This window comes from uncultured Microbacterium sp., from assembly GCF_913776565.1.
GTDB lineage: Bacteria > Actinomycetota > Actinomycetes > Actinomycetales > Microbacteriaceae > Microbacterium.
In genome coordinates, this window is sequence record NZ_CAJYPF010000119.1 from 1 (window position 1) to 19856 (window position 19856).

General features: G+C 71.8%; 17 protein-coding genes and 1 pseudogene. 2 read left to right on the plus strand and 16 right to left on the minus strand.

The window, feature by feature from the left end; all coding sequences use genetic code 11:
• The 7 genes and pseudogenes from QZ433_RS06350 to QZ433_RS06380 form a co-directional block, all read right to left on the minus strand.
• Nucleotides 1-241: pseudogene (locus QZ433_RS06350) on the minus strand (alpha/beta hydrolase); the annotation flags it as partial.
• Nucleotides 242-347: 106 nt separating this feature from the next.
• A complete protein-coding gene (locus QZ433_RS06355) occupies nucleotides 348-1499 on the minus strand; it encodes a mannitol-1-phosphate 5-dehydrogenase (RefSeq protein ID WP_295780840.1) in 1152 nt (383 codons plus the stop codon).
• Nucleotides 1496-1933, minus strand: a complete 438-nt coding sequence (locus QZ433_RS06360; protein ID WP_058623482.1) for a PTS sugar transporter subunit IIA — start codon at nucleotides 1931-1933, stop codon at nucleotides 1496-1498. The genes QZ433_RS06355 and QZ433_RS06360 overlap by 4 nt, the downstream gene beginning before the upstream one ends.
• 104 nt (nucleotides 1934-2037) lie before the next feature.
• Nucleotides 2038-3702 carry a PTS mannitol transporter subunit IICB gene (locus QZ433_RS06365; RefSeq protein WP_295780842.1) on the minus strand — a complete coding sequence of 555 codons (1665 nt, stop codon included), beginning with the start codon at nucleotides 3700-3702 and terminating at the stop codon, nucleotides 2038-2040.
• 97 nt (nucleotides 3703-3799) lie between these two features.
• On the minus strand, nucleotides 3800-5485 hold the full coding sequence (ptsP, locus tag QZ433_RS06370; RefSeq protein ID WP_295780844.1) for a phosphoenolpyruvate--protein phosphotransferase: 1686 nt from the start codon (nucleotides 5483-5485) through the stop codon (nucleotides 3800-3802).
• A 14-nt stretch (nucleotides 5486-5499) separates the two neighbouring features.
• Entirely contained in the window at nucleotides 5500-5775 is a 276-nt protein-coding gene (locus QZ433_RS06375; protein WP_295780846.1) for an HPr family phosphocarrier protein, read from the minus strand.
• Between the two features lie 16 nt (nucleotides 5776-5791).
• Nucleotides 5792-6118, minus strand: coding sequence for a PTS sugar transporter (locus tag QZ433_RS06380; RefSeq protein ID WP_295780849.1), 327 nt, complete (start codon nucleotides 6116-6118; stop codon nucleotides 5792-5794).
• 231 nt (nucleotides 6119-6349) lie between these two features.
• Between QZ433_RS06380 and QZ433_RS06385 the strand changes: the two genes are divergently transcribed.
• A complete protein-coding gene (locus QZ433_RS06385) occupies nucleotides 6350-8236 on the plus strand; it encodes a PTS sugar transporter subunit IIA (protein WP_295780876.1) in 1887 nt (628 codons plus the stop codon).
• A 4-nt stretch (nucleotides 8237-8240) separates the two neighbouring features.
• Here QZ433_RS06385 and wecB read toward each other — a convergent pair whose 3' ends face one another.
• The 7 genes from wecB to QZ433_RS06420 all read right to left on the minus strand — a co-directional run bounded on the left by wecB (nucleotide 8241) and on the right by QZ433_RS06420 (nucleotide 15714).
• Nucleotides 8241-9398 (minus strand): UDP-N-acetylglucosamine 2-epimerase (non-hydrolyzing), encoded by a 1158-nt coding sequence (gene wecB / locus QZ433_RS06390; RefSeq protein ID WP_295780852.1) that lies wholly within the window; start codon nucleotides 9396-9398, stop codon nucleotides 8241-8243.
• The gene (xrtS, locus tag QZ433_RS06395) at nucleotides 9395-10012 is read right to left on the minus strand and encodes an exosortase S (RefSeq protein WP_295780854.1); all 618 of its coding nucleotides are present in this window, start codon (nucleotides 10010-10012) and stop codon (nucleotides 9395-9397) included. Before xrtS ends, wecB begins: the two co-directional genes overlap by 4 nt.
• Nucleotides 10009-11376, minus strand: coding sequence for a glycosyltransferase family 2 protein (locus QZ433_RS06400; protein WP_295780857.1), 1368 nt, complete (start codon nucleotides 11374-11376; stop codon nucleotides 10009-10011). Before QZ433_RS06400 ends, xrtS begins: the two co-directional genes overlap by 4 nt.
• On the minus strand, nucleotides 11373-11570 hold the full coding sequence (locus QZ433_RS06405; protein WP_295780861.1) for an LPXTG cell wall anchor domain-containing protein: 198 nt from the start codon (nucleotides 11568-11570) through the stop codon (nucleotides 11373-11375). The genes QZ433_RS06400 and QZ433_RS06405 overlap by 4 nt, the downstream gene beginning before the upstream one ends.
• Before the next feature lie 4 nt (nucleotides 11571-11574).
• On the minus strand, nucleotides 11575-12834 hold the full coding sequence (locus QZ433_RS06410; RefSeq protein WP_295780864.1) for a choice-of-anchor G family protein: 1260 nt from the start codon (nucleotides 12832-12834) through the stop codon (nucleotides 11575-11577).
• 334 nt (nucleotides 12835-13168) lie between these two features.
• Nucleotides 13169-14884: a phospho-sugar mutase gene (locus QZ433_RS06415; RefSeq protein WP_295780866.1), complete on the minus strand. Its 1716-nt coding sequence runs from the start codon at nucleotides 14882-14884 to the stop codon at nucleotides 13169-13171.
• Nucleotides 14881-15714: a purine-nucleoside phosphorylase gene (locus QZ433_RS06420; RefSeq protein WP_295780867.1), complete on the minus strand. Its 834-nt coding sequence runs from the start codon at nucleotides 15712-15714 to the stop codon at nucleotides 14881-14883. Before QZ433_RS06420 ends, QZ433_RS06415 begins: the two co-directional genes overlap by 4 nt.
• A gap of 108 nt (nucleotides 15715-15822) precedes the next feature.
• On the opposite strand from QZ433_RS06420, the gene QZ433_RS06425 reads away from it, so the two are divergent.
• Entirely contained in the window at nucleotides 15823-17283 is a 1461-nt protein-coding gene (locus tag QZ433_RS06425) for an NAD(P)H-quinone dehydrogenase (RefSeq protein ID WP_295780869.1), read from the plus strand.
• Nucleotides 17284-17572: 289 nt separating this feature from the next.
• On the opposite strand, the gene QZ433_RS06430 is transcribed toward QZ433_RS06425, so the two are convergent.
• Nucleotides 17573-19339 (minus strand): biotin carboxylase N-terminal domain-containing protein, encoded by a 1767-nt coding sequence (locus QZ433_RS06430; RefSeq protein ID WP_295780871.1) that lies wholly within the window; start codon nucleotides 19337-19339, stop codon nucleotides 17573-17575.
• Nucleotides 19340-19416: 77 nt separating this feature from the next.
• A partial coding sequence (locus tag QZ433_RS06435) for a Maf family protein (RefSeq protein ID WP_295780874.1) occupies nucleotides 19417-19856 on the minus strand: 440 nt, incomplete at its 5' end.

Below are 19856 nucleotides of genomic sequence, written 5' to 3' on the forward strand. Positions count from 1 at the left end.
CGGTGGGGGCGAGCACTATCCCGGCGCCGTCGTCGGTGATCGACAGGCCCGGGTTGGCGCGCGCGTCGGCGAGCGGGCCGGACTCGGCGCCCATGACCCCCACCTGGCTGTAGATCAGGATGCCGCCGATCAGCACGACGACGAGAGCGCCGAGGCCGCCGAGGGTCCATCGCAGCCATCGTCGCGGCCGACGGGGAGGGCGGGCGGGGGCGGAGTCGGCGGGGGGCTCGCGATCGGTCACATCTCGAGCGTATCCCCGCCGGCCGGGACGCCGTCGGCTCTGAACACGACGCCGCCGACGTGGCCCGTGAGCGGCACGTCGGCGGCGAGGTCCGAGTGGGACGGCGTCAGGACGCGAGCGCCGCCTGCCGCGCCGAGACGATCTCGACCACGCGCCCGGAGAGCGGGTGCGTGGAGTCGAGGCCGGTCACCTCTGCCGTGAAGGTCGCAGCGTCGCTCTCGCGCAGCAGGCGCTGCAGCTCGACGGCCTGAGCGTCCTCGGCATCCTGGAACTCCAGCGCGGCGGCCATCGCGGCCACGAGGGCGTCGACGGGCAGACCCCGCTCGACGGCCTCGGCGGCGGGGCCGACGAAACGCTCGTGCCGCGAGAGCTTGCGCAACGGCTGGCGACCGACGCGCCACACCGTGTCGGGCAGGGCGGCGTTGCGGAAACGACGCAGGATGGTCGCCCGGTATTCGGCCTGCACGGCGGCATCCAACTCGTGCTTCTGCACCAGCAGGGCGCTGGTCTCTTCGAGCGCGGCCTCGACCTTGGCGGCGATCGCGGGGTCGGCGAGGGCGTCCGAGATGCGGTCGATCCCCGCCTGCGCGCCGAAGTACGCCGTGGTGGCGTGACCGGTGTTGACCGTGAAGAGCTTGCGCTCGATGTAGGGCTCGAGGTCGTCGACGAAGTGCGCTCCGGGGATGTGCGGCGGGGTGTCGCCGAACGGCGCCCGCTCGATCGCCCACTCGTAGAACGGCTCGACGGTGACGTCGACGCCGCCCTGCGTCTGCGCGGGGACGATGCGGTCGACCGCGGTGTTGGCGAAGACGGCACGGGATGCCAGGGCGTCCCACGATTCGCCGGCGAGCTCGGTCACGTGCTCGCGCAGCTGGTCGGTCGCCCCGATCGCGTTCTCGCACGCCATGATCTGCAGCGCGGGCAGGGAGGGGTCGCGAAGCGCGAGTCCCGCGACGATGTGCGGGGCCACGAACTTCAGGATGGTCGGGCCGACGGCGGTGGTGACCACGTCGGCGGTGGCGATCTCGTCGACCAGGGCCTCGGCATCCACCGAGCTGTCGATCGCGCGGAAGTTCGTCACCTGCTTGTCGACGCCGCCCTCGCCCACCTCGTGGACCGTGTACGACGACGCGTCGTTGATCGCGGCGACCAGGGCCGCCGAGACGTCCGAGAAGACGAGGTCGTACCCGCCCTCGTGCAGCAGCAGGCCGACGAAGCCGCGGCCGATGTTGCCGGCGCCGAAGTGGACGGCCTTCATGCGTTGACGGAACCCGCGAGGGCCTCGTAGAGCTCCTCGGGCGAGGAGGCGGCCTTCAGGCGCGCGACGTCGTCCTCCTCGGAGAAGAGGATCGCGATCTGCGACAGGATCTCGAGGTGTTCGTCGCCCTTGCCGGCGATGCCGATCACGAAGGTGACGGGCTCCCCGCCCCAGTCCACGCCGCCGTCGTAGCGGACGACCGACAGGCCGGACTCGAGGATCGCCTGCTTGGTCTCGTTGGTGCCGTGGGGGATCGCGAGCTCGTTGCCCATGTAGGTCGACACGGTCTCCTCGCGGGCCTGCATGGCGGCGAAGTAGTCGGCGGTCACGGAGCCGGTGGCCTGCAGCAGGTCGGCCGCCTCTTTCATCGCCTCCTCGCGGGTGGCGCTCCCGGGGTGGATGCGGACGGATTCGATGCGGAGGACGTTCGACATGGTTCTCGCCTTTCTCGTCGTGCTGTCCAGCCTCGCAAAACGCGGGCCGGACGGGAAGACGCCAGGGGTCGGGCTGACGCTCCGACCCCTGGCGTGCTAGGGGGTTACTTGGACTCGTGCTGCGCGCGGACCATCTCCACGACCTCGTCGTAGCGCGGCGAGTTCATGAAGTTGTCGACCGACACGTGCAGCGAGTCGGGCGACTGCGCCTTGGCGCGGTCGGTGAGCTGGTTCTGCGTGATGACCAGGTCGGCCGAGCCGTCGAGATTCGCGATCGCCTGGTTGGTGACCGTGACGCCGTCGATGCCGGCCTTCTTGATCTTGTTGCGCAGAACGCTGGCGCCCATGGCCGAGGAGCCCATGCCGGCGTCGCAGGCGAACACGATGTTGTTCAGCTGCTTCGTCGCGACGGCTCCGCCGAGGCCGCCCAGGGCGCCGTCGACGTCGCGGTCGGCCGTCTCGGTGGTGCCCGAGCCGGTGGTGCCGGCAGCCCGCGTGCGCAGGGCGCCCAGCGCGGACGACTCCTTGCCCTTGTTGGCCGCGGTCTGGTCGATCGCGGCGGCGAAGCTGTCGCCCTCGGCCTCGGCGTCGCGCTTACGCGAGGCCCGCAGGATGATGCCCGAGATGAGGAACGTCACCACCGCGGCGACGATGACCGAGAGGTAGACCACGAGGACGTTGGCCACGCCGCCGCCGGCGGCCGCGGCGGTCACGGCGATGATGCTGCCGGGAGCGGCCGGGAAGACCAGGCCGCCGCCGAAGATCATGTTGACCGCGACGCCCGAGGCGCCACCCGCGATGAGGGCGAGGATCGTCATCGGCTTGGCGAGGGCGTAGGGGAAGTAGATCTCGTGGATGCCACCGAGGAACTGGATGACGATGGCACCGGGAGCCGAGGCCTTGGCCGCACCGACACCGAAGAAGGTGAAGGCGAGCAGCAGGCCCAGGCCGGGGCCGGGGTTGGCCTCGATGAGGAACAGGATCGACTTGCCGGTGTCGGCCGCCTGCTCGATGCCGAGCGGGGTGAAGACGCCGTGGTTGATGGCGTTGTTGAGGAACAGCACCTTCGCCGGCTCGACGATGATCGACAGCACGGGCAGCAGGTTGAACTGCACGAGGAAGGCGACGATGCTGCCGAGGACCGCGCTGATGCCGAGGAACACGGGACCGAAGGCGAAGAAGCCGACGATCGCGAGGATCATGCCGAGGATGCCGGCGGAGAAGTTGTTCACGAGCATCTCGAAGCCGGGGCGGATCTTTCCGTCCCACAGCTTGTCCATCTGCTTGGTGATCCAGGCGGCGAGCGGGCCCATGATCATCGCGCCGAGGAACATCGGGATGTTGGTGCCCACGATCACACCCATCACGGCGATGGTGGCGACCACGCCACCGCGCGCACCGTAGACGATGCGTCCACCGGTGTTGGCGATGAGCAGGGGCAGCAGGTAGGTGATCATGACGCTGACCAGGCCGACGTAGCCCTGGTAGGTGCCGCCGTCGGTGTTCGCGGTCAGTGCGGTCGCCGCTCCGGGCCAGCCGATGGTCGCGGCGTCGCCGCCGCCGCCGATGATCTCGGCGACCGGGGCCCAGTGCCACCCGAAGGGGCTGTTGGCGCCGAAGAATCCGGCGGGGATGAAGAGCATGGTGATGAATCCCCATGCGATGAACGCCGCGATGTTCGGCATGATCATGCCGGAGAGGAACGTGCCGAATCGCTGAACCGCGATCCGTGCCCCTCCCGGCTTCTTGGCGGGTGACGTCGTCGTCATTGCTGTGTCTCCTTGATGTGGTGCACGGCGGCGGCCGTGCGGTGGGGATGCGGCGTCGGCCGCGGTGTCGACGGGGCGGTCGGAACCGTCCCGGGGTTCACGGGGTGGGAACGAGGGAGGAAGCCGCCTGGGCCGCTTCGCGGGCGGAGGCCGCGTCGTCGGCGGACAGGGCGGCCTCGGCGATGCGCAGGGCGTCGTCGAGCGTGTGGGTGAGCAGCGTCGCGCGCACGTCGGCGAGGGCCGTGGGGGCCATCGACAGCGTGGTGGCGCCGAGACCGACGAGCACGACGGCCAGCAGCGGGTCGGCCGCGGCCTCGCCGCAGATGCCGACGGGCTTGCCGTTGGCGCGCCCCGCCGCCCCGACCTCGCGGATGAGGCGGAGGACGGCCGGATGCCACGGGTCCTGGAACGACGCGACCGAACCGAGCAGCCGGTCGGCGGCGAGCGTGTACTGCGTCAGGTCGTTGGTGCCGATCGAGGCGAAGTCCGCGATCTGCAGGATGCGATCGGCCAGCAGGGCCGAGGAGGGGACCTCCACCATGACGCCGGTGGTCTTCAGTCCGTAGTCCTTGGCCAGAGCCGTGAAGTACCGGGTCTCCTCGACCGTCGAGACCATGGGCGCCATGACCCACAGGTCGGCGGGTCCGGCCTCGGAGGCGCGGGTCGCGGCATCCGCTTCGGCGAGGGCGGTGAGCTGCTCGCGCAGGATGTCCTCGCTCGCGCGGAGGGCGCGCAGGCCGCGAAGGCCCAGCGCGGGGTTCTCCTCGTGCGCGTCGTTGAGGAAGGGGAGGGGCTTGTCGGCGCCGGCGTCGAGCACGCGTACGACGACCTTCTTGCCCGGGAACGCGCTGAGCAGCTCGATGTAGGCCGCGCGCTGCTCCTCGACCGTGGGCGCGGAGCTGGAGCTGAGGAAGAGGAACTCCGTGCGGAACAGTCCCACGCCCTCGGCTCCCAGCTCGACGGCCTCGGCGGCACCGCCCGGCTTGCCGAGGTTCGCCAGCAGCGGCACCTTCGTGCCGTCGGCGAGGGCGCCGTCGGTGATCGGAGCGGATGCCGCGGCGGCACGGGCGTCGGCGCGGTTCTTCGCGCGCTCGAGGTCGTCGGCGCTCGGGTCGACCGTGACGACGCCGGCGGCCGCGTCGACGATGACGGACTGTCCGTCGACGAGGTCCTTCGCGCCCGCGGCGCCGACGACCGCGACGATCGACTTCTCGCGGGCGAGGATCGCCGTGTGCGAGGTGGGGCCGCCCTCGGTGGTCACCAGGGCGAGCACCTTGTCGAGGTCGAGCAGAGCGGTGTCGGCCGGGGCGAGGTCCTTCGCCACGAGCACGAAGGGGTGTCCGGGATCCGGGATGCCGGGGGCCGCGACGCCCCGGAGGCGCGCGATGACGCGCTGGGCGACGTCGTCGAGGTCGGCGGCGCGCTCCCCGAGATAGCCGCCCAGGGCGATGAGCTGCTCGCGGAACGAGGCGAAGGCGTCGTGCACGGCGAACTCGCCGGTCTTGCCGCTCGCGAGGCGGCTGTCGACCTCGGCCTCGAGGGTCGGGTCCTCGGCGATCATCGCCTGCGCCTCGAGCACGTCGCGAGCCGCGCCGCCGGCCTGGGCGCCGCGGGCCTCGAGCTCGCGCGCGACGGCGCCGACGGCCGCGCGCACGCGCGCCGTCTCCTCCTCGACCGAGAGCTCGCTCTTGGCGTCCTTCGGGGCGGGCAGGGGCTCGGCCATGCGCGCGATGGGTCCCTGGGCGACGCCCAGTCCGATTCCGACTCCACGGAGTTCCGTCATGGTGCTGTATTCCTTTACTCGGCGTCGTGGTCGGTGGTGAGGAGCTCGGCGAGGCGCTCCAGGGTGGCTTCGGCGTTGTCGCCGTCGGCGGTGAGGGTCACGTAATCGCCCTGCTCCAGGCCCAGAGCGATGATGCCCAGGATGCTCGCGGCATTGACGGGGGCGCCCGCGTCCTTGGCGAGGGTCACCGGGATGCCGGCGTCCTTGGCGGATTGCGCGAAGAGCTTGGCCGGGCGGGCGTGCAGGCCGCGCGACGAACCGATGCGGACGGTGCGGGTCAGGTGAGGCATGGTCTCTGCGTCGCTCTCAGATCGTGTCCGCGGGCTGGCGGGAACGCAACGCGTCCTCGACCAGGGCGAGGGTTCGGGTGCCGTCGAGGTCGGTGAAGACGTCGTCGGGCAGAAGGACGACGAGCGCGCCGCGCGGCGCAGCCTCGGCACGGATGAGCTCGACGTCGAGGGCGAGGTGAGGGCCCACGAGGACGAGGTCGGCGGCATCCAGATCGTTCGGGATCGAGCGGGATGTGCCCGCCGAGGCGGAGAGGTCGATGCCACGGCCGAGCGCAGCACGACGGACGCGTTGCGCGACGAACGTGCTCGACGCACCCGCTCCACACACCACGAGGATCTTCATCGACCGGCCTTTCTTCCTCTCGATTGTGCGCACGTCGTTCACAGCGGACAACCAGGTTCGTTTCCCACCCCCCGGAACCTGCCTTCCGCGCGCGGTCGCGCCCGCGTGCGCGCGGTGCGGAGCCCGGCGCACCACCGCGTGGTTGGATGGAAGGAACGCCGCCGATCGACGCGGCGCGGAGGACGGATCGTGACGACCAAGGCTCGCCAGGACCGCCTGCTGGCCCTGCTGATGCGCGACGCGGAATGGTCCACGGCGGCCTCGCTGGCGGATGCGCTCGGTGTGACGCCCCGCAGCGTCCGTTCGTACGTGACGGCGATCAACGCCCGCGTCGACGGGGGAGCCGCGATCGAGTCGGGTCCGCTCGGCTACCGCGCCGGGTCCGAGGCGGCCGCGGCGCTGCGCGTGGCCCCGGGCGCCGACGCCGGCACCCCCCGTGATCGCCTGCACACGCTCGTACGTCGGTTGCTCGACTCCGCGGACGGCATCGACGTCTTCGAAACCGCGGACGCGCTGCACGTGAGCGCCGCCACGCTCGAGGCCGATCTCGCGCGCGTGCGCGGTCTGCTCGGCGGAACCGAGCTGACGCTCGAGCGGTCGGCATCCACCGCCCGTCTGCGCGGAACCGAGGTCGCTCAGCGCCGCCTGCTGTCCAAGCTCGCGCATGACGAGATGGATGCCGGCCTGTTCGACCTCGATGCGCTGCGCCGGACGCTGGGGGAGCGCTCGGTCGGCGCGCGGGCCTTCGGTCCGTTCAAGGCCGAGCTGGTCGCGGGGCTCGGGGCCCTCGGCTACTACGTCAACGAGATCGGCATCGGCGACGTCGTCATGCACATCGCCATCGCCGCCGACCGCACCACGCGCGACCGCGCTCTCGGGTCGCCCGGCGGCGACTCGTCCGACGCGGCCGCCGCGGTCGTGGACCTGCTCGATCGGCTGACGCTCACGCACGTCGGCGTGCAGCTCGGCTCGGGCGACCTGCGCCACCTCGCGACCCTCGTGCTCACGCGCATCGTCGCGCCCGGCACCCCGGCCGGCGACGACGTGCGCGCGCGCCTGGACCCGGCGGTCGAGGCGGCCGTCCGCCTGGTCGTCGAGAACGCGGCATCCGAGTTCCTCGTCGACATCGCGCACGACGACTTCATCCTGCGTCTCGCGCTGCACGTGCAGAACCTGCTCGCCCGTTCGCGCGAGCAGGCGTGGTCGCGCAACCCCCTGACCCGCTCGCTGAAGTCGACGTACCCGATGATCTTCGAGGTCGCCGTGTACATCGCCAAGGGGCTGCAGGACGGCCTGGGCATCCCGATCCTCGACGACGAGATCGCCTACATCGCGATGCACGTCGGCGGTCGCCTCGAACGCAGCCGCCGCGCCGACCAGCTGCTGACGGCGACGATCGTGTGCCCCGGCTACTACGAGCTGCACGAGCTGCTGCGCTCGAGCGTCGACCGCTCGCTCGGCCAGGCGATCGAGGTCGTCGGCGTCGAGACGCGCATCGACCCGGCCTGGGACGTGATCGACTCCGACCTCGTGCTCACCACCATCGACCCGCCGCGGCCCGGCGACCGGTTCGTGCGCATCCAGCCCTTCCTCACCGACGCCGACGTCGAGCGCGTGCAGGCGGCCGCCGGGCGCATCCGCCGGGGACGTCGCCTGGCGCGGCTGCGGGCCGAGCTCGAGCGCTACTTCGCGCCCGAGGCCTTCGTCCGGGGAGTGGATGCCACGACCGGCGAGGCCGGCGTCATCCGGCGCCTGGGCGGGTTGCTGGTGGAGCAGGGGGTCATCGACGAGGCGTACGTCGACCGTGCCGTGGAGCGCGAGGGGATCTCGTCGACGGCGTTCACCGACGCGCTCGCCGTCCCCCACGCGATGGGGATGACCGCGACGCAGACGCGCATCGCGATCGGGATCGCCGACCCCTCGATCGCGTGGGGCGAGGGGCGCGTGCAGGTTGTCGCTCTCGTGGCGTTCAGCGAGACCGACCGCGAGGCGTTCCAGACGGTGTTCGAGCAGTTCGTCGAGGTGTTCAGCGAGCGCGACAGCGTGCAGCGCATCGTGCGGCGCGCGACGAGCTTCGCGGCGTTCCTGGACGAACTGGTCGCCGTGATCGACGGCTGAACCCTCAGCCCACCAGCAGAGCGTCATCGCGGAGCGCCGCCTCGACCCCCAGGAGCCGCGCGATGGCGTCGACCGCCCGGGGGGCGGCGCGACCGTCGCCGTAGAGATTCTGGGCGCGCGACATGCGTGCGTGAACCGCCGGGTCGTCGAGCAGGGCAGACAGCTCCGCCACGACCGCCTCGCGCCGGGTGCCGATCAGCCGCGCGGCGCCGGCCGCCACGCCCTCTCCGCGCTCGGTGGTGTCGCGGACGACCAGCGCCGGCACCCCGAGCGCGGGCGCTTCCTCCTGCACGCCGCCGGAGTCGGTCACGGTGCAGTACGCCCGCGCGAGCAGCCGACCGAACTGGGCGTAGGGGAGGGGATCGCACAGGAGCACGCGGTCGGTGTCGCCGACGGCGGCGCGCACCTCGGTGCGCACGCGGGGGTTGGGGTGGAGCGGCAGCACGGCCACCACGTCTCCTCGCGCGGCGACGACCTCGGCCACGGCCGAGGCCACCCGTCCGAGCGGACCGCCCCACGATTCGCGACGATGCGCGGTGACCAGGACGAGCCGCTCGGAACCGCTCGCGATGCGCTCGAGCGCGGGGTCGTCGAAGCGCTGCGGGTGGGTGCGCTGGCGGTGCAGGGCGTCGATGCCGGTGTTGCCGGTGAGCACGATGTCGTCGGGGCGGATGCCCTCGGCGCGCAGGTTGCGGACCGCGGCGTCGGTGGGAGCGAGGTGCAGGGCCGCGAGAGGCGCGATGAGGCGGCGGTTCCCCTCCTCGGGGAAGGGCGAGTGCAGATCGCCCGAGCGCAGACCCGCCTCGAGGTGGATCACTCGCGCGCCGGCGTAGTACGCGGCGACGGCGGCCAGCGCGGCGCTGGCGGTGTCGCCCTGCACGACCACGGCATCCGGAGCCGATCCCGCCCAGCGCGCCGACAGGGCCGAGAAGATCGTCGAGGTCGTCTCGGCCAGCGTCGCTCCGCTGCGGAACATGTCGAGGTCGACGTCGGGGCGGATGCCGAACGACGCGTTGATCTCGGCGACCATCTCGCGATGCTGCCCCGTGACGGTGACGGTGGTGCGCAGGGCGTCGCGACGCTGCAGCTCGGCCACGAGCGGGGCGCACTTGATCGCCTCGGGGCGGGTGCCGTAGACGACGTCGATCCAGGGCCGGCTCATCGGCGGCTCCTTCGGGACGAGGAGCGGCGGTCGCGGCGGAGGGGAAGGGAACCCTCGTCGGGCACGGCGACCGCCGCCGGTCGGGGCCCGCGCTCTTTCAGCGAGATGCGCAGCAGCAGCAGGAAGGCGGCGACGAAGCCGACGATGACGAACAGCGAACCCGCGTAGCGGTGCACGAGGTCGAAGCCCTCGCGTCCGTACGCGCCGTACGCCCACGCCGCCGAGGCGAAGCGGATCATGTTGCACGTGATGGCCAGGCTCATGCCCACGAGCAGACCGAGGCCGACGCGCGCGGTGGGAGCGCGGGTGATGCCGATGATCGCGACGGCGAGCAGCAGCAGCGGGACGATGAGCACCGTCGTCGAGCACATGGTGGTGATGTTCAGCCCGGTCACCTCGGCGGTGCCGATGCCGAAGTACACGATGGGTCCCGCGGCGACGGCGCGGCCGGGGGCGACGAGCTGGATGAATTCGCGCGCGAGGATCGCCTCGCCCGCGCGGGTGGTGGCCTCGGTGGCGATGAGGATGCCGGCCAGGGCCGCGAGAGCGGCGGCGACGACCAGACGGGCCCGGCGGGCGGGCCGCGCGTCGGCGGCGACGGCGAGGGCGCTCACGACTCCACCGCCAGCAGCAGGCGACCGGCCTCGGCGTTGCGGCGGGTCTTGGTCCACCCGCGTCGGCCGGTGGCCATGCGGGCGAAGGCGCGCACCACGCAGATGTAGCTCTGGTACATGTACAGCCAGTAGCCCAGGCCCCACAGTCCCGCGCGCCACAGGGGCTGCTTCTCCTCACGGGTGACGTACACCAGGGGCCAGAGGGCGAAGGGCAGGATGCCGGTCAGCACCCACAGCGGGATGATCCAGGTCGCACCCGAGATCCACCCGAAGAGCCCCCCGGGGGACAGGGCGCCGGAGACGACCATGGCGATCGCGACGGTCGGCCACAGCACGAAGCCGATCAGCTGGATGTACGGGATGGCCAGGAAGTAGGCCGCCTCGAGCGCGCCGGCGTTGGTGAAGGTGCGCGAGGCGTAGATCTTGGGCAGGTAGCGCGCGCACTGCAGTCCGCCCTGGCACCAGCGGGTGCGCTGGGTGAGCAGGCGCCGGGCGGTCGGCAGGGCCTCCTGGTCGACCCAGGTGTCGTGGGCGTATACGGTGCGGTAGCCCGCGAGCATGATGCGAAGGCCCACCTCGTAGTCCTCGAGCAGGGCGTCGCCCCACGGCTCGCCCTCGCCGATCGAGGCGGCGCGCAGGGCGCTGAGGCGGGTGAACTGGCCGTTGCCGCCGAGACCGACCGAGACGGTGCGCATGCGCAGCAGCTGCATCGCGGCGATGGTCGTGCGGAACTCGATGTCCTGCATGCGGATGAGGTACCGCGCCCAGGCCTGGGCGAGGGGTCCGCCGCCGGCGGCGGCGGGGCGACGGTCGTCGCGGTTGCTCATGCGCACGGCGACCTGGGTGGCGCCGACGTCCGGTGAGCCGAACCCGGTCGGTCCCGAGGTCTGGCGCAGGGCGTTCTCGGCGAGGGCGCCGTCGGCGTCGAGGACGATCACGATGGTGCGATCGTCCCCGACGACGTCGGTGCCCCGCTCGCGACGCCAGTCGATCAGACGGGCGTACGCGGCGTTGAGGGCGGCTCCCTTGCCCTGTCGGGCGTCGGGGAGCCGGCGGATCACGGCGTGCACCAGGGGATCGCCGTCGGCCGCCGCGGACACGATGTCCCCGGTGCCGTCGGTGCTGGCGTCGTCGATGATCCACAGGTGCACGGTCGGAAAGCGCTCGCGCATCCTCTTCACGGTTCCGCCGATCACGGCCGCCTCGTCCCGGCACGGGATGAACGCGTGCCACTCGAACGTGTCGGGATCGCCCGCCGCGGCGCCGCGTCGGCGCACGAAGGGGACCACGATCAACGCCGTGTAGGTGAGGAACATCACCAGGAAGACGAAAGAGAGCGAGAAGAGGAACTCGAGCGGGTTCACGGCCGGGGCGCGTCCTCTCCGGATGCCGTTGCGGCGGCGTCCTGCAGGCGCTGGCGTCGCGTACGCCAGGCCAGCAGGCCGCCGATGAGGGCGGCCCCGGCCCCCACGGCGACGAGGGTCGCCGTCGGGGCCATGTAGCCGGTGGCGGCGATGACGCCGGCGGCGCCACCGCCCATCGCACCGTTGCGGTACATGCGCTCAGCCTCGCGCCGTCGGAACGGCGACCCGGGTGCGGCGTCGCAGCATGACGGCCGCGACGATCACGGCGGCCAGACCGAACCCGCCGCCGGCGATCGCCAGCGACTCGGGACCGGCGACCGGCACCGCGAGCTGGCCGGCGTTGGGGCCGACCGCGGCGCTGGCGAGGTCGACGGTCGCGATCGAACCGTTGGGGCCCACACCGACGCGCAGGGCGGTCTCGGTGAAGGTGCCGTCGACGGTGGACTGCACGTTGACCGGCAGCTGGACGAGCTGCGCGATGGCGTCGCCGAGGGGGCCCTGGAGGCTGTCGGCCAGGCCGCCGAGGATCAGGTCCACCGCGGCTCGCGCTGTGCCGACCGCAACGGTGAGCAAGATGTTGCCGCTCGCCTGCGCGAGCAGGTCGTCGACGAGATCGCCCACCTTGGTGACGACCGCCGCGGGCACGAACGACAGCAGGTCGGTGTTGGGAGCCAGGCTGTTCAGATCGGCAACGCCGGCCGCTGCGAGGAGGTCGTCTTCGGTCAGCGTGATGGTGCCTGAGGCGAACGGGTTCGTCAGCGACACGTTGAAGCCCGCAGCCGTATTGATGAGCGCGTCGATGGGGACGTTGAGCGTGTCGAGCACGCCCTGCAGCACCGTGCCGTTGACGACGACGTCGACGTCGGTGAGCACGTAGTCGCCGGACTGCGCGCCGTCCGCGGTGTTGGTCGCCGAGGCGGCGAACGCCCCGATCCCCACCTGCAGGCCGACCGGGTCCGCGTCGGTGCCGACGACGATCGTCGCCGAGTCGTCCGCCGAGGGCGAGCCGACGCTCGAGGGCGTGACGGTCCCGACGCCGATCAGGCTCGGAGCGGCCGAGACCGCACCCGAGAACGCCGACGAGCTGCCGTCGTCGTTCGCGCGGGCGTACTGGCCCACGGCGCCGAGGCGGATGATGCCGTTGTCGCCGAACAGGTTGGTGGATCCGGCCTGAAGAGCCACCAGCCCGCTGACGGCGCTCGCGTCGAGGGGCAGGTCGACGATCACGTCGCCGGACGCGTCGGTGTTGACGGCGTTGGCGCCACGGAGGGCGACGACGCTGTCGAGCACGTCGGTGCCGAGCAGCGACGTGGTCACGAGGCGGCCGGTGCCCTGCGACACGACGTCGGCGGCCTGTGCGGCCGACGCCGGGATCAGAAGCGCTGCGACGACGGCGGTGGCGCCGGCAGCACGGACGGTCTTCCACGCACGCGCGGAGGACTGCGGACGAATGGTCATGTGTGTGCTTCCTCAATGGCCGCACACCCCCGAGCCCCCCGTGGGTCGGATGATGCGGTCCACAAGCGAAGCTAAGCGGGGCGGATGCCGGTGGCATCCGTTCCCCGTACCGGTTCCGACTACGTAGGGGAAAGGCCCCGTCCGTCTCGGTAGCACGGGCGACTACTGGTCCCGCGGTCTGCGCTCGTGCGCACCGCGGAGCCCGGTGTAGAAAGAGAGAGGTTCCTGCTCGCGAGGGGGCCGTCGCCGAGGTTCCGACCGGAGCGGCGGGAGCGCGGGGGGTGCAGGCCACGGCGGTGCCGCCCTCGCGTGAGGTCGGCGCCGCCGTGCGCGTTCAGCGCATCGAGGCGAGCAGCTCCTCGGCTCCGGTCCGCAGCGCGGCCAGGCGACGACCGGCCTTCTTCGCCGACGATCCGCGCACGTCGAGGTAGAGCTTGAGCTTGGGTTCGGTGCCGCTCGGCCGGACGATCAGACGGGAGCCGTCCTCGAGCCACAGGCGCAGCACGTCGCCGGGAGGAAAACCGTCGACGCCCTCGAGCAGATCGTCGATACGGGTCACGGCGACCTCGCCGATCGCGGACGGCGGCTGAGAGCGCAGGGATGCCATGATCCCCCCGATCTCGCTCACGTCCGTGACGCGCACCGAGATCTGGTCGCTCGCGAACGCGCCGAACGTGTCGCGGAACTCCTGCAGCAGGTCGGTGACGGTGCGTCCCTGACCGCGTGCCTCGGCCGCCATTCCCAGCAGGGCCACCGCGGCCGAGATCCCGTCCTTGTCGCGGACGGTCCCGGGGTTGACCAGGTAGCCCAGGGCCTCCTCGAACCCGAACACGATTCCGGGCGCGCGCGAGATCCACTTGAAGCCCGTGAGCGTGGAGTGGAACGCCAGCCCGTAGTGCTCGGCGACCGCCTGCAGTCCCGGAGACGACACCAGCGAGCAGGCGAGGGATGCCGTCGCCCCCGCGTCGGGCGTCTGATCGTCCGTGGACGGGGCCCCGGCATCCCTCGCCTCAGCCGCCTGACGCGCGGCGCGCCAGCCGAGCAGCAGGCCGATCTCGTTGCCGGTCAGGCGCCGCCAGCCGCCCTCGGCGTCGGCATCGGGGATCGCCACCGCGAGTCGATCTGCGTCGGGGTCGTTGGCGATCACCAGCTCGGCGTCCGCCGCGCGGGCGGTCTCGAAGGCCAGGTCCATCGCGCCGGGTTCCTCCGGGTTGGGGAACGCCACGGTCGGGAAGCGCCCGTCCGGGTGGATCTGCTCCTCGACGAGCACGGGGGCCGGGTAGCCGGCCTCGGCCAGCACGCGCGAGACGGTCTCCCACCCGACGCCGTGCATCGCCGTGTAGACCCAGCGCAGGCCGTCGGCGCCCGCGGGGGCGGGGGCGACGGCGGCGGTCGCGGCGACATACGCCTCGACGAGCGACTCGGGGGCGTTGGCGTACCCCACCGAGCGCGGGAGGGTCGTGACGTTGCCGGCATCGGCGATCCGCTGGATGTGCGCCGCGATCTCGGCGTCGGCGGGGGAGACGATCTGCGCCCCGTCGTCGTCGCCGCCCAGATACACCTTGTACCCGTTGTCGTCGGGCGGGTTGTGGCTCGCGGTGACCATGACGCCCGCGTCGGCGCCGAGGTGGCGCACGGCGAAGGCGAGCACGGGCGTGGGCAGCAGCCGGGGGAGCAGGATCGCGTTCAGCCCCGCCCCGGCGAAGATCTCGACCGAGTCCCGCGCGAACACGTCGGAGTTGCGGCGTCCGTCGTAGCCGACGACGACCGTGGGCGTCGTCCCGTCGGCGCGCTCGGCCAGGTACGCGGCGAAACCGGCCGCGGCCTGGGCGACCAGCACCCGGTTCATGCGGTTGGGGCCGGCGCCCAGTGTCCCGCGCAGACCCGCCGTGCCGAACGCCAGGCGGGTCGAGAACCGGTCGTCCAGCTCGGCGGACGCCTCGGCATCCCCGTCCTCGACGCGTGCGAGCAGGGCCGTGAGTTCCTCGCGGGTCACGGCGTCCGGGTCCTGTGCGATCCAGGCGCGGGCGGCCTCGACGTGGGCGCTCACAGCGCGCCGATCACGCGCGCGAGCAGAGCTGAGATGACGGGCTCGGCCTCGCGGCCGGCCTCGAGCACCTCTTCGTGACTGAGAGGGGTCTGCTGGATGCCGGCGGCCAGGTTCGTGATGAGCGAGAAGCCGAGGATCTCCATGCCGGCCTGGCGGGCGGCGATCGCCTCGAGGGCGGTCGACATACCGACGATGTGGCCGCCGATCGTCTTCGCCATCTGCACCTCGGCCGGGGTCTCGTAGTGCGGACCGCGGAACTGGGTGTATACGCCCTCGTCGAGGGTCGGATCGATCCGCCGGGCGATGTCGCGCAGGCGCTTCGAGTACAGGTCGGTCAGGTCGACGAAGGTGGCGCCCTCGAGCGGCGAGTCGGCGGTGAGGTTGATGTGGTCGCTGATCAGCACGGGCTGGCCGGGCTTCCACGTCTCGCGGATACCCCCCGCGCCGTTGGTGAGGATCATCGTCGATGCACCCGTCGCGGCCGCGGTGCGCACGCTGTGCACGACCCGGCGGACGCCGTGGTTCTCGTAGTAGTGGGTGCGTGCGCCGATGACCAGGACGTTCTTGCCGCCGGGGGTGCGGACGCTGCGGAGCGTGCCGACGTGCCCCTCGAGGGCGGGCTTGGAGAAGCCGACCACCTCGGTCGCCGGGAACGACGCCGTCTCCTCGCCGATGAGTTCGGCGGCGCGTCCCCAACCGGACCCGAGGGTGACGGCGATGTCGTGGTGCTCGACGCCCGACAGACGGGCGATGTCGGCCGCTGCGGCCGTGGCGACCTCGAACGGGTCGACCGCCGGGTCATCGAGCGGGTGAGAAGTGCTGTTGGACATCCCCCCACTCTAGAAAACGCGGGGCGCGCGGGCCAGAAGGCAGACTCCGTCGGCGATCGTGTCGGATGCAGCTGAGCGGCGCATCGGCATCCGCCCAGCGCTGACAGAATGGATGCCATGGTGCAGAGCTTCGAGCGCAAGCAGTCCGTCGCGATCGTCGGCGGAGGCCCCGGCGGATACGAGGCGGCGCTGTCGGCGGCCCAGCTCGGAGCCGACGTGACCCTCGTCGAGCGGGCGGGCGTGGGCGGCTCGGCCGTCATCACCGATGTCGTGCCCTCGAAGACGCTCATCGCCACGGCCGACGCCGCCGTCGCGATCCGCAACGCCAGCAGCCTCGGCGTGCAGCTGTTCGCGAAGGACGACCGCGGCAAGCCGCTGACCCCCGAGGTCGCGATCAACCTCGCCGCGGTCAACCAGCGTCTGCTCTCGCTCGCTCGCCAGCAGTCCGACGACATGCGCTCGTCGCTGCTCGAGGCGGGCGTGCGCATCATCTCGGGTCACGGTCGCCTCGACGGCAACGGCGCGGTCGTGGTGTCCACCGAAGCCGGAGGCACCGACTTCGACCGGATCGAGGCCGAGACCCTCGTCGTCTCGGTGGGCGCCTCGCCGCGCGAGCTGCCCTCGGCGCAGCCGGACGGTGAGCGGATCCTCACGTGGACGCAGCTCTACAACATGAAGTCCGTCCCCTCGCACCTCATCGTGGTCGGCTCGGGCGTGACCGGGGCCGAGTTCGCCTCGGCGTACATGAACCTCGGGGCCAAGGTCACGCTCGTCTCGAGCCGTGACCAGGTGCTCCCCGGAGAGGACCAGGATGCCGCCGCCGTCCTCGAGCGCGTGTTCCAGCGCGGCGGCATGACGCTGCTCGCCAAGGCGCGGGCCGAGTCGGTCGTCAACACCGGCGAGGGCGTGGTCGTGACCCTCGCCGACGGCCGCACGATCGAGGGCAGTCACTGCCTCATGGCGGTCGGCTCGATCCCCAACACCGCAGGTCTCGGCCTCGAGCAGGCCGGGGTGCAGATGACGGCATCCGGTCATATCCGCGTCAACCGCGTCGCGCGCACCTCGGTGCCCAACATCTACGCCGCCGGCGACTGCACCAACTTCTACCCCCTGGCATCCGTCGCCTCGATGCAGGGGCGCCAGGCGATCTTCCACGCCCTCGGCGACATCGTCATCCCCCTCGAGACCCGTCGTATCACGGCCAACATCTTCACCGCGCCTGAGATCGCCACCGTCGGCTTCAGCGAGCAGGACGTCATCGAGGGCCGCATCGCCGGCAAGGTGCGAAAGCTCCCGCTGTCGGCCAACCCGCGCGCGAAGATGCAGGGCATCACCGACGGCTTCGTCAAGCTGATCGCCCGTGAGGGCAGCGGCACGGTGATGGGCGGCGTGATCGTCGGGCCCAAGGCGTCCGAGCTCATCTACCCGATCGCGATCGCCGTCGAGCGGCGTCTCACCGTCGATCAGGTCGCCCGCGTGTTCGCGGTGTACCCCTCGCTCACCTCGAGCATCACCGACGCCGCCCGCGCGATGCACATCGTCGACCGCGACGATCCCGGCGAGGACTGAGCGATCCCGGATGCCGCGCCTTGCGGCATCCGTCGCCCGGGGGGCGGGGGCGGCGGCCGGCCGGCGCAGATGCGTCCCTTTCCCTCGCGATAAACGCCGTTCCTGTCGAGGAACGCCGCGCCGTAGCGTGTCTCGGCACGGATGCCGTTTATCGCGGCTTCGCGGCTTCGCGGCTTCGCGGCTTCGCCGCCTCGCCGCCTCGCCGCCTCGCCGCCTGCGCCCGCGTCCCGCTGAACGACGCACGGCGCCGCACCCCCGGAGGAGCGCGGCGCCGTGTCGAAGCGGGGCGTCAGCTGATCAACAGCAGCTGGTGGCCGGCCGAGACCGTGGTGCCCGGGGTGGCGTCGATACCGGCGATCGTGCCGTCCTTGTGCGCCTGGATGGGCTGCTCCATCTTCATCGCCTCAAGCACGACCACCAGGTCGCCCTTGACGACCTGCTGGCCCTCCTCGACCGCGACCTTGACGATCGTGGCCTGCATCGGCGACTTCACCGCGTCGCCGGTCGCGCCCGCGGCGGGCGACGCGGCATGCGAGCGGCGGGACGGGGGAGCGGCGGCGGGACGACCGACCTGGGGAGCAGCGGCCGTGATGCGGTCGGGCAGGCTCACCTCGAGGCGCTTTCCGCCGACCTCGACCACCACGGTGTGACGACCGGGAGCCGCCACGGGAGCCTCGAGCTCTCCGTCCCACGCGGGGATGTCGTTCACGAACTCCGTTTCGATCCACCGCGTGAAGACGCCGAACGTGCCGTCCTCGGCGGTGAAGGCGGGGTCGCGGACGACCTTGCGGTGGAACGGCAGCACGGTGGGCATGCCGGCGACCTCGAACTCGTCGAGCGCACGACGGGCGCGCTCGAGCGCTTCGGCGCGGTCGCGACCGGTGACGATGATCTTCGCGAGCAGCGAGTCGAAGGCGCCCGAGACGCTGTCGCCCGCGGTGACGCCGGAGTCGAGACGGATGCCGGGGCCACCGAACGTCTTGAAGACGTGGATGGGGCCGGGCTGGGGCAGGAAGCCGCGGCCCGGGTCCTCGCCGTTGATGCGGAACTCGAGCGAGTGGCCGACGGGCGCGGGGTCGTCGTAGCCGAGCTCCTCGCCCTCGGCGACGCGGAACTGTTCGCGTACGAGGTCGAGGCCCGTGACCTCTTCGGACACCGGGTGCTCGACCTGCAGTCGCGTGTTGACCTCGAGGAACGAGATGGTGCCGTCGGCCCCGATGAGGAACTCGCACGTTCCGGCACCGACGTAGCCGACCTCTTTCAGGATGGCCTTGGATGCCGCATACAGGATGCGGTTCTGCTCGTCGGTCAGGAACGGCGCGGGCGCCTCTTCGACGAGCTTCTGGTGACGACGCTGCAGCGAGCAGTCGCGCGTGGAGACGACCACGACGTTGCCCGCCGCGTCGGCGAGGCATTGCGTCTCGACGTGGCGCGGCTTGTCGAGGTACTTCTCGACGAAGCACTCGCCGCGGCCGAAGGCGGCGACGGCCTCGCGCGTGGCGGACTCGAACATCTCGGCGACCTCGTCGAGTTCGCGCGCGACCTTCAGACCGCGTCCGCCGCCGCCGTAGGCGGCCTTGATGGCGATGGGCAGACCCACCTCGTTGGCGAAGGCGATGACCTCGTCGGCGCCCGATACGGGGCCAGGGGTGCCCGGAGCGAGCGGCGCGCCGACCTTCTCGGCCACGTGGCGTGCGGTGACCTTGTCGCCGAGGGCCTCGATCGCCTCGGGCGAGGGGCCGATCCACGTCAGGCCCGCGCCGATCACCGCGCGGGCGAAGGCGGCGTTCTCGGCGAGGAAGCCGTACCCCGGGTGCACGGCGTCGGCGCCGGAGCGGCGGGCGACCGAGAGGATCTTCTCGATCGACAGGTAGGTGTCGGCGCTGGTGGCGCCGTCGAGGGCGTACGCCTCGTCGGCGAGGCGGGCGTGCAGGGCGTCGCGGTCCTGGTCGGCGTAGACGGCGACCGAGGCTTTGCCCGCGTCACGGGCGGCGCGGATGATTCGGACGGCGATCTCGCCGCGGTTGGCGACAAGGACCTTGGCGATCTTCGGCATCCTCCCAGCCTAGCGAGGGGTCCTGCCCGCCTTTTGACCCTCCTCGACAAGAAACGCCGAAAAACGTGTGCGGGAGTCTACGAACGGTTCCACAACGCCGTCCACGAGCCACCGAGTTCGCGCACGAGGCGGCGCACGGTCGACAGCGACATCCCCACGACCGTCGAGGGGTCGCCCTCGACCCGCTCGATGAACGCGGCGCCCAGGCTGTCGACGGTGAACGCCCCGGCGACCAGCAGCGGTTCGCCGCTCGCGACATAGGCGGCGATCTCGTCGTCGTCGACGTCGGCGGCGAAGGTCACGGACGCCTCAGCGACGGCGGAGGCCTCGCGGGGTTCCTCGCCGGGCGCGAGGCGGAAGACGCTGTGCCCCGAGTGCAGCACGCCGGTCCGCCCGCGCATCCCGTGCCAGCGCGCGGTCGCGGCCTCGGCCGTGTACGGCTTGCCGAGGATCTCGTCGCCGAGCGCGAACATCGAATCCCCGCCGATGACGAAGCCGTCGAACGAGGGTTCCTCGG

Coding starts and splice junctions, on each gene's coding strand:
- QZ433_RS06355 (WP_295780840.1), bottom strand. CDS start 1,499: ATGAAGGCCGTCCACTTCGGCGCCGGCAACATCGGCCGCGGCTTCGTC.
- QZ433_RS06360 (WP_058623482.1), bottom strand. CDS start 1,933: ATGTCGAACGTCCTCCGCATCGAATCCGTCCGCATCCACCCCGGGAGC.
- QZ433_RS06365 (WP_295780842.1), bottom strand. CDS start 3,702: ATGACGACGACGTCACCCGCCAAGAAGCCGGGAGGGGCACGGATCGCG.
- ptsP (WP_295780844.1), bottom strand. CDS start 5,485: ATGACGGAACTCCGTGGAGTCGGAATCGGACTGGGCGTCGCCCAGGGA.
- QZ433_RS06375 (WP_295780846.1), bottom strand. CDS start 5,775: ATGCCTCACCTGACCCGCACCGTCCGCATCGGTTCGTCGCGCGGCCTG.
- QZ433_RS06380 (WP_295780849.1), bottom strand. CDS start 6,118: ATGAAGATCCTCGTGGTGTGTGGAGCGGGTGCGTCGAGCACGTTCGTC.
- QZ433_RS06385 (WP_295780876.1), top strand. CDS start 6,350: ATGCGCGACGCGGAATGGTCCACGGCGGCCTCGCTGGCGGATGCGCTC.
- wecB (WP_295780852.1), bottom strand. CDS start 9,398: ATGAGCCGGCCCTGGATCGACGTCGTCTACGGCACCCGCCCCGAGGCG.
- QZ433_RS06405 (WP_295780861.1), bottom strand. CDS start 11,570: ATGTACCGCAACGGTGCGATGGGCGGTGGCGCCGCCGGCGTCATCGCC.
- QZ433_RS06410 (WP_295780864.1), bottom strand. CDS start 12,834: ATGACCATTCGTCCGCAGTCCTCCGCGCGTGCGTGGAAGACCGTCCGT.
- QZ433_RS06420 (WP_295780867.1), bottom strand. CDS start 15,714: ATGTCCAACAGCACTTCTCACCCGCTCGATGACCCGGCGGTCGACCCG.
- QZ433_RS06425 (WP_295780869.1), top strand. CDS start 15,823: ATGGATGCCATGGTGCAGAGCTTCGAGCGCAAGCAGTCCGTCGCGATC.
- QZ433_RS06430 (WP_295780871.1), bottom strand. CDS start 19,339: ATGCCGAAGATCGCCAAGGTCCTTGTCGCCAACCGCGGCGAGATCGCC.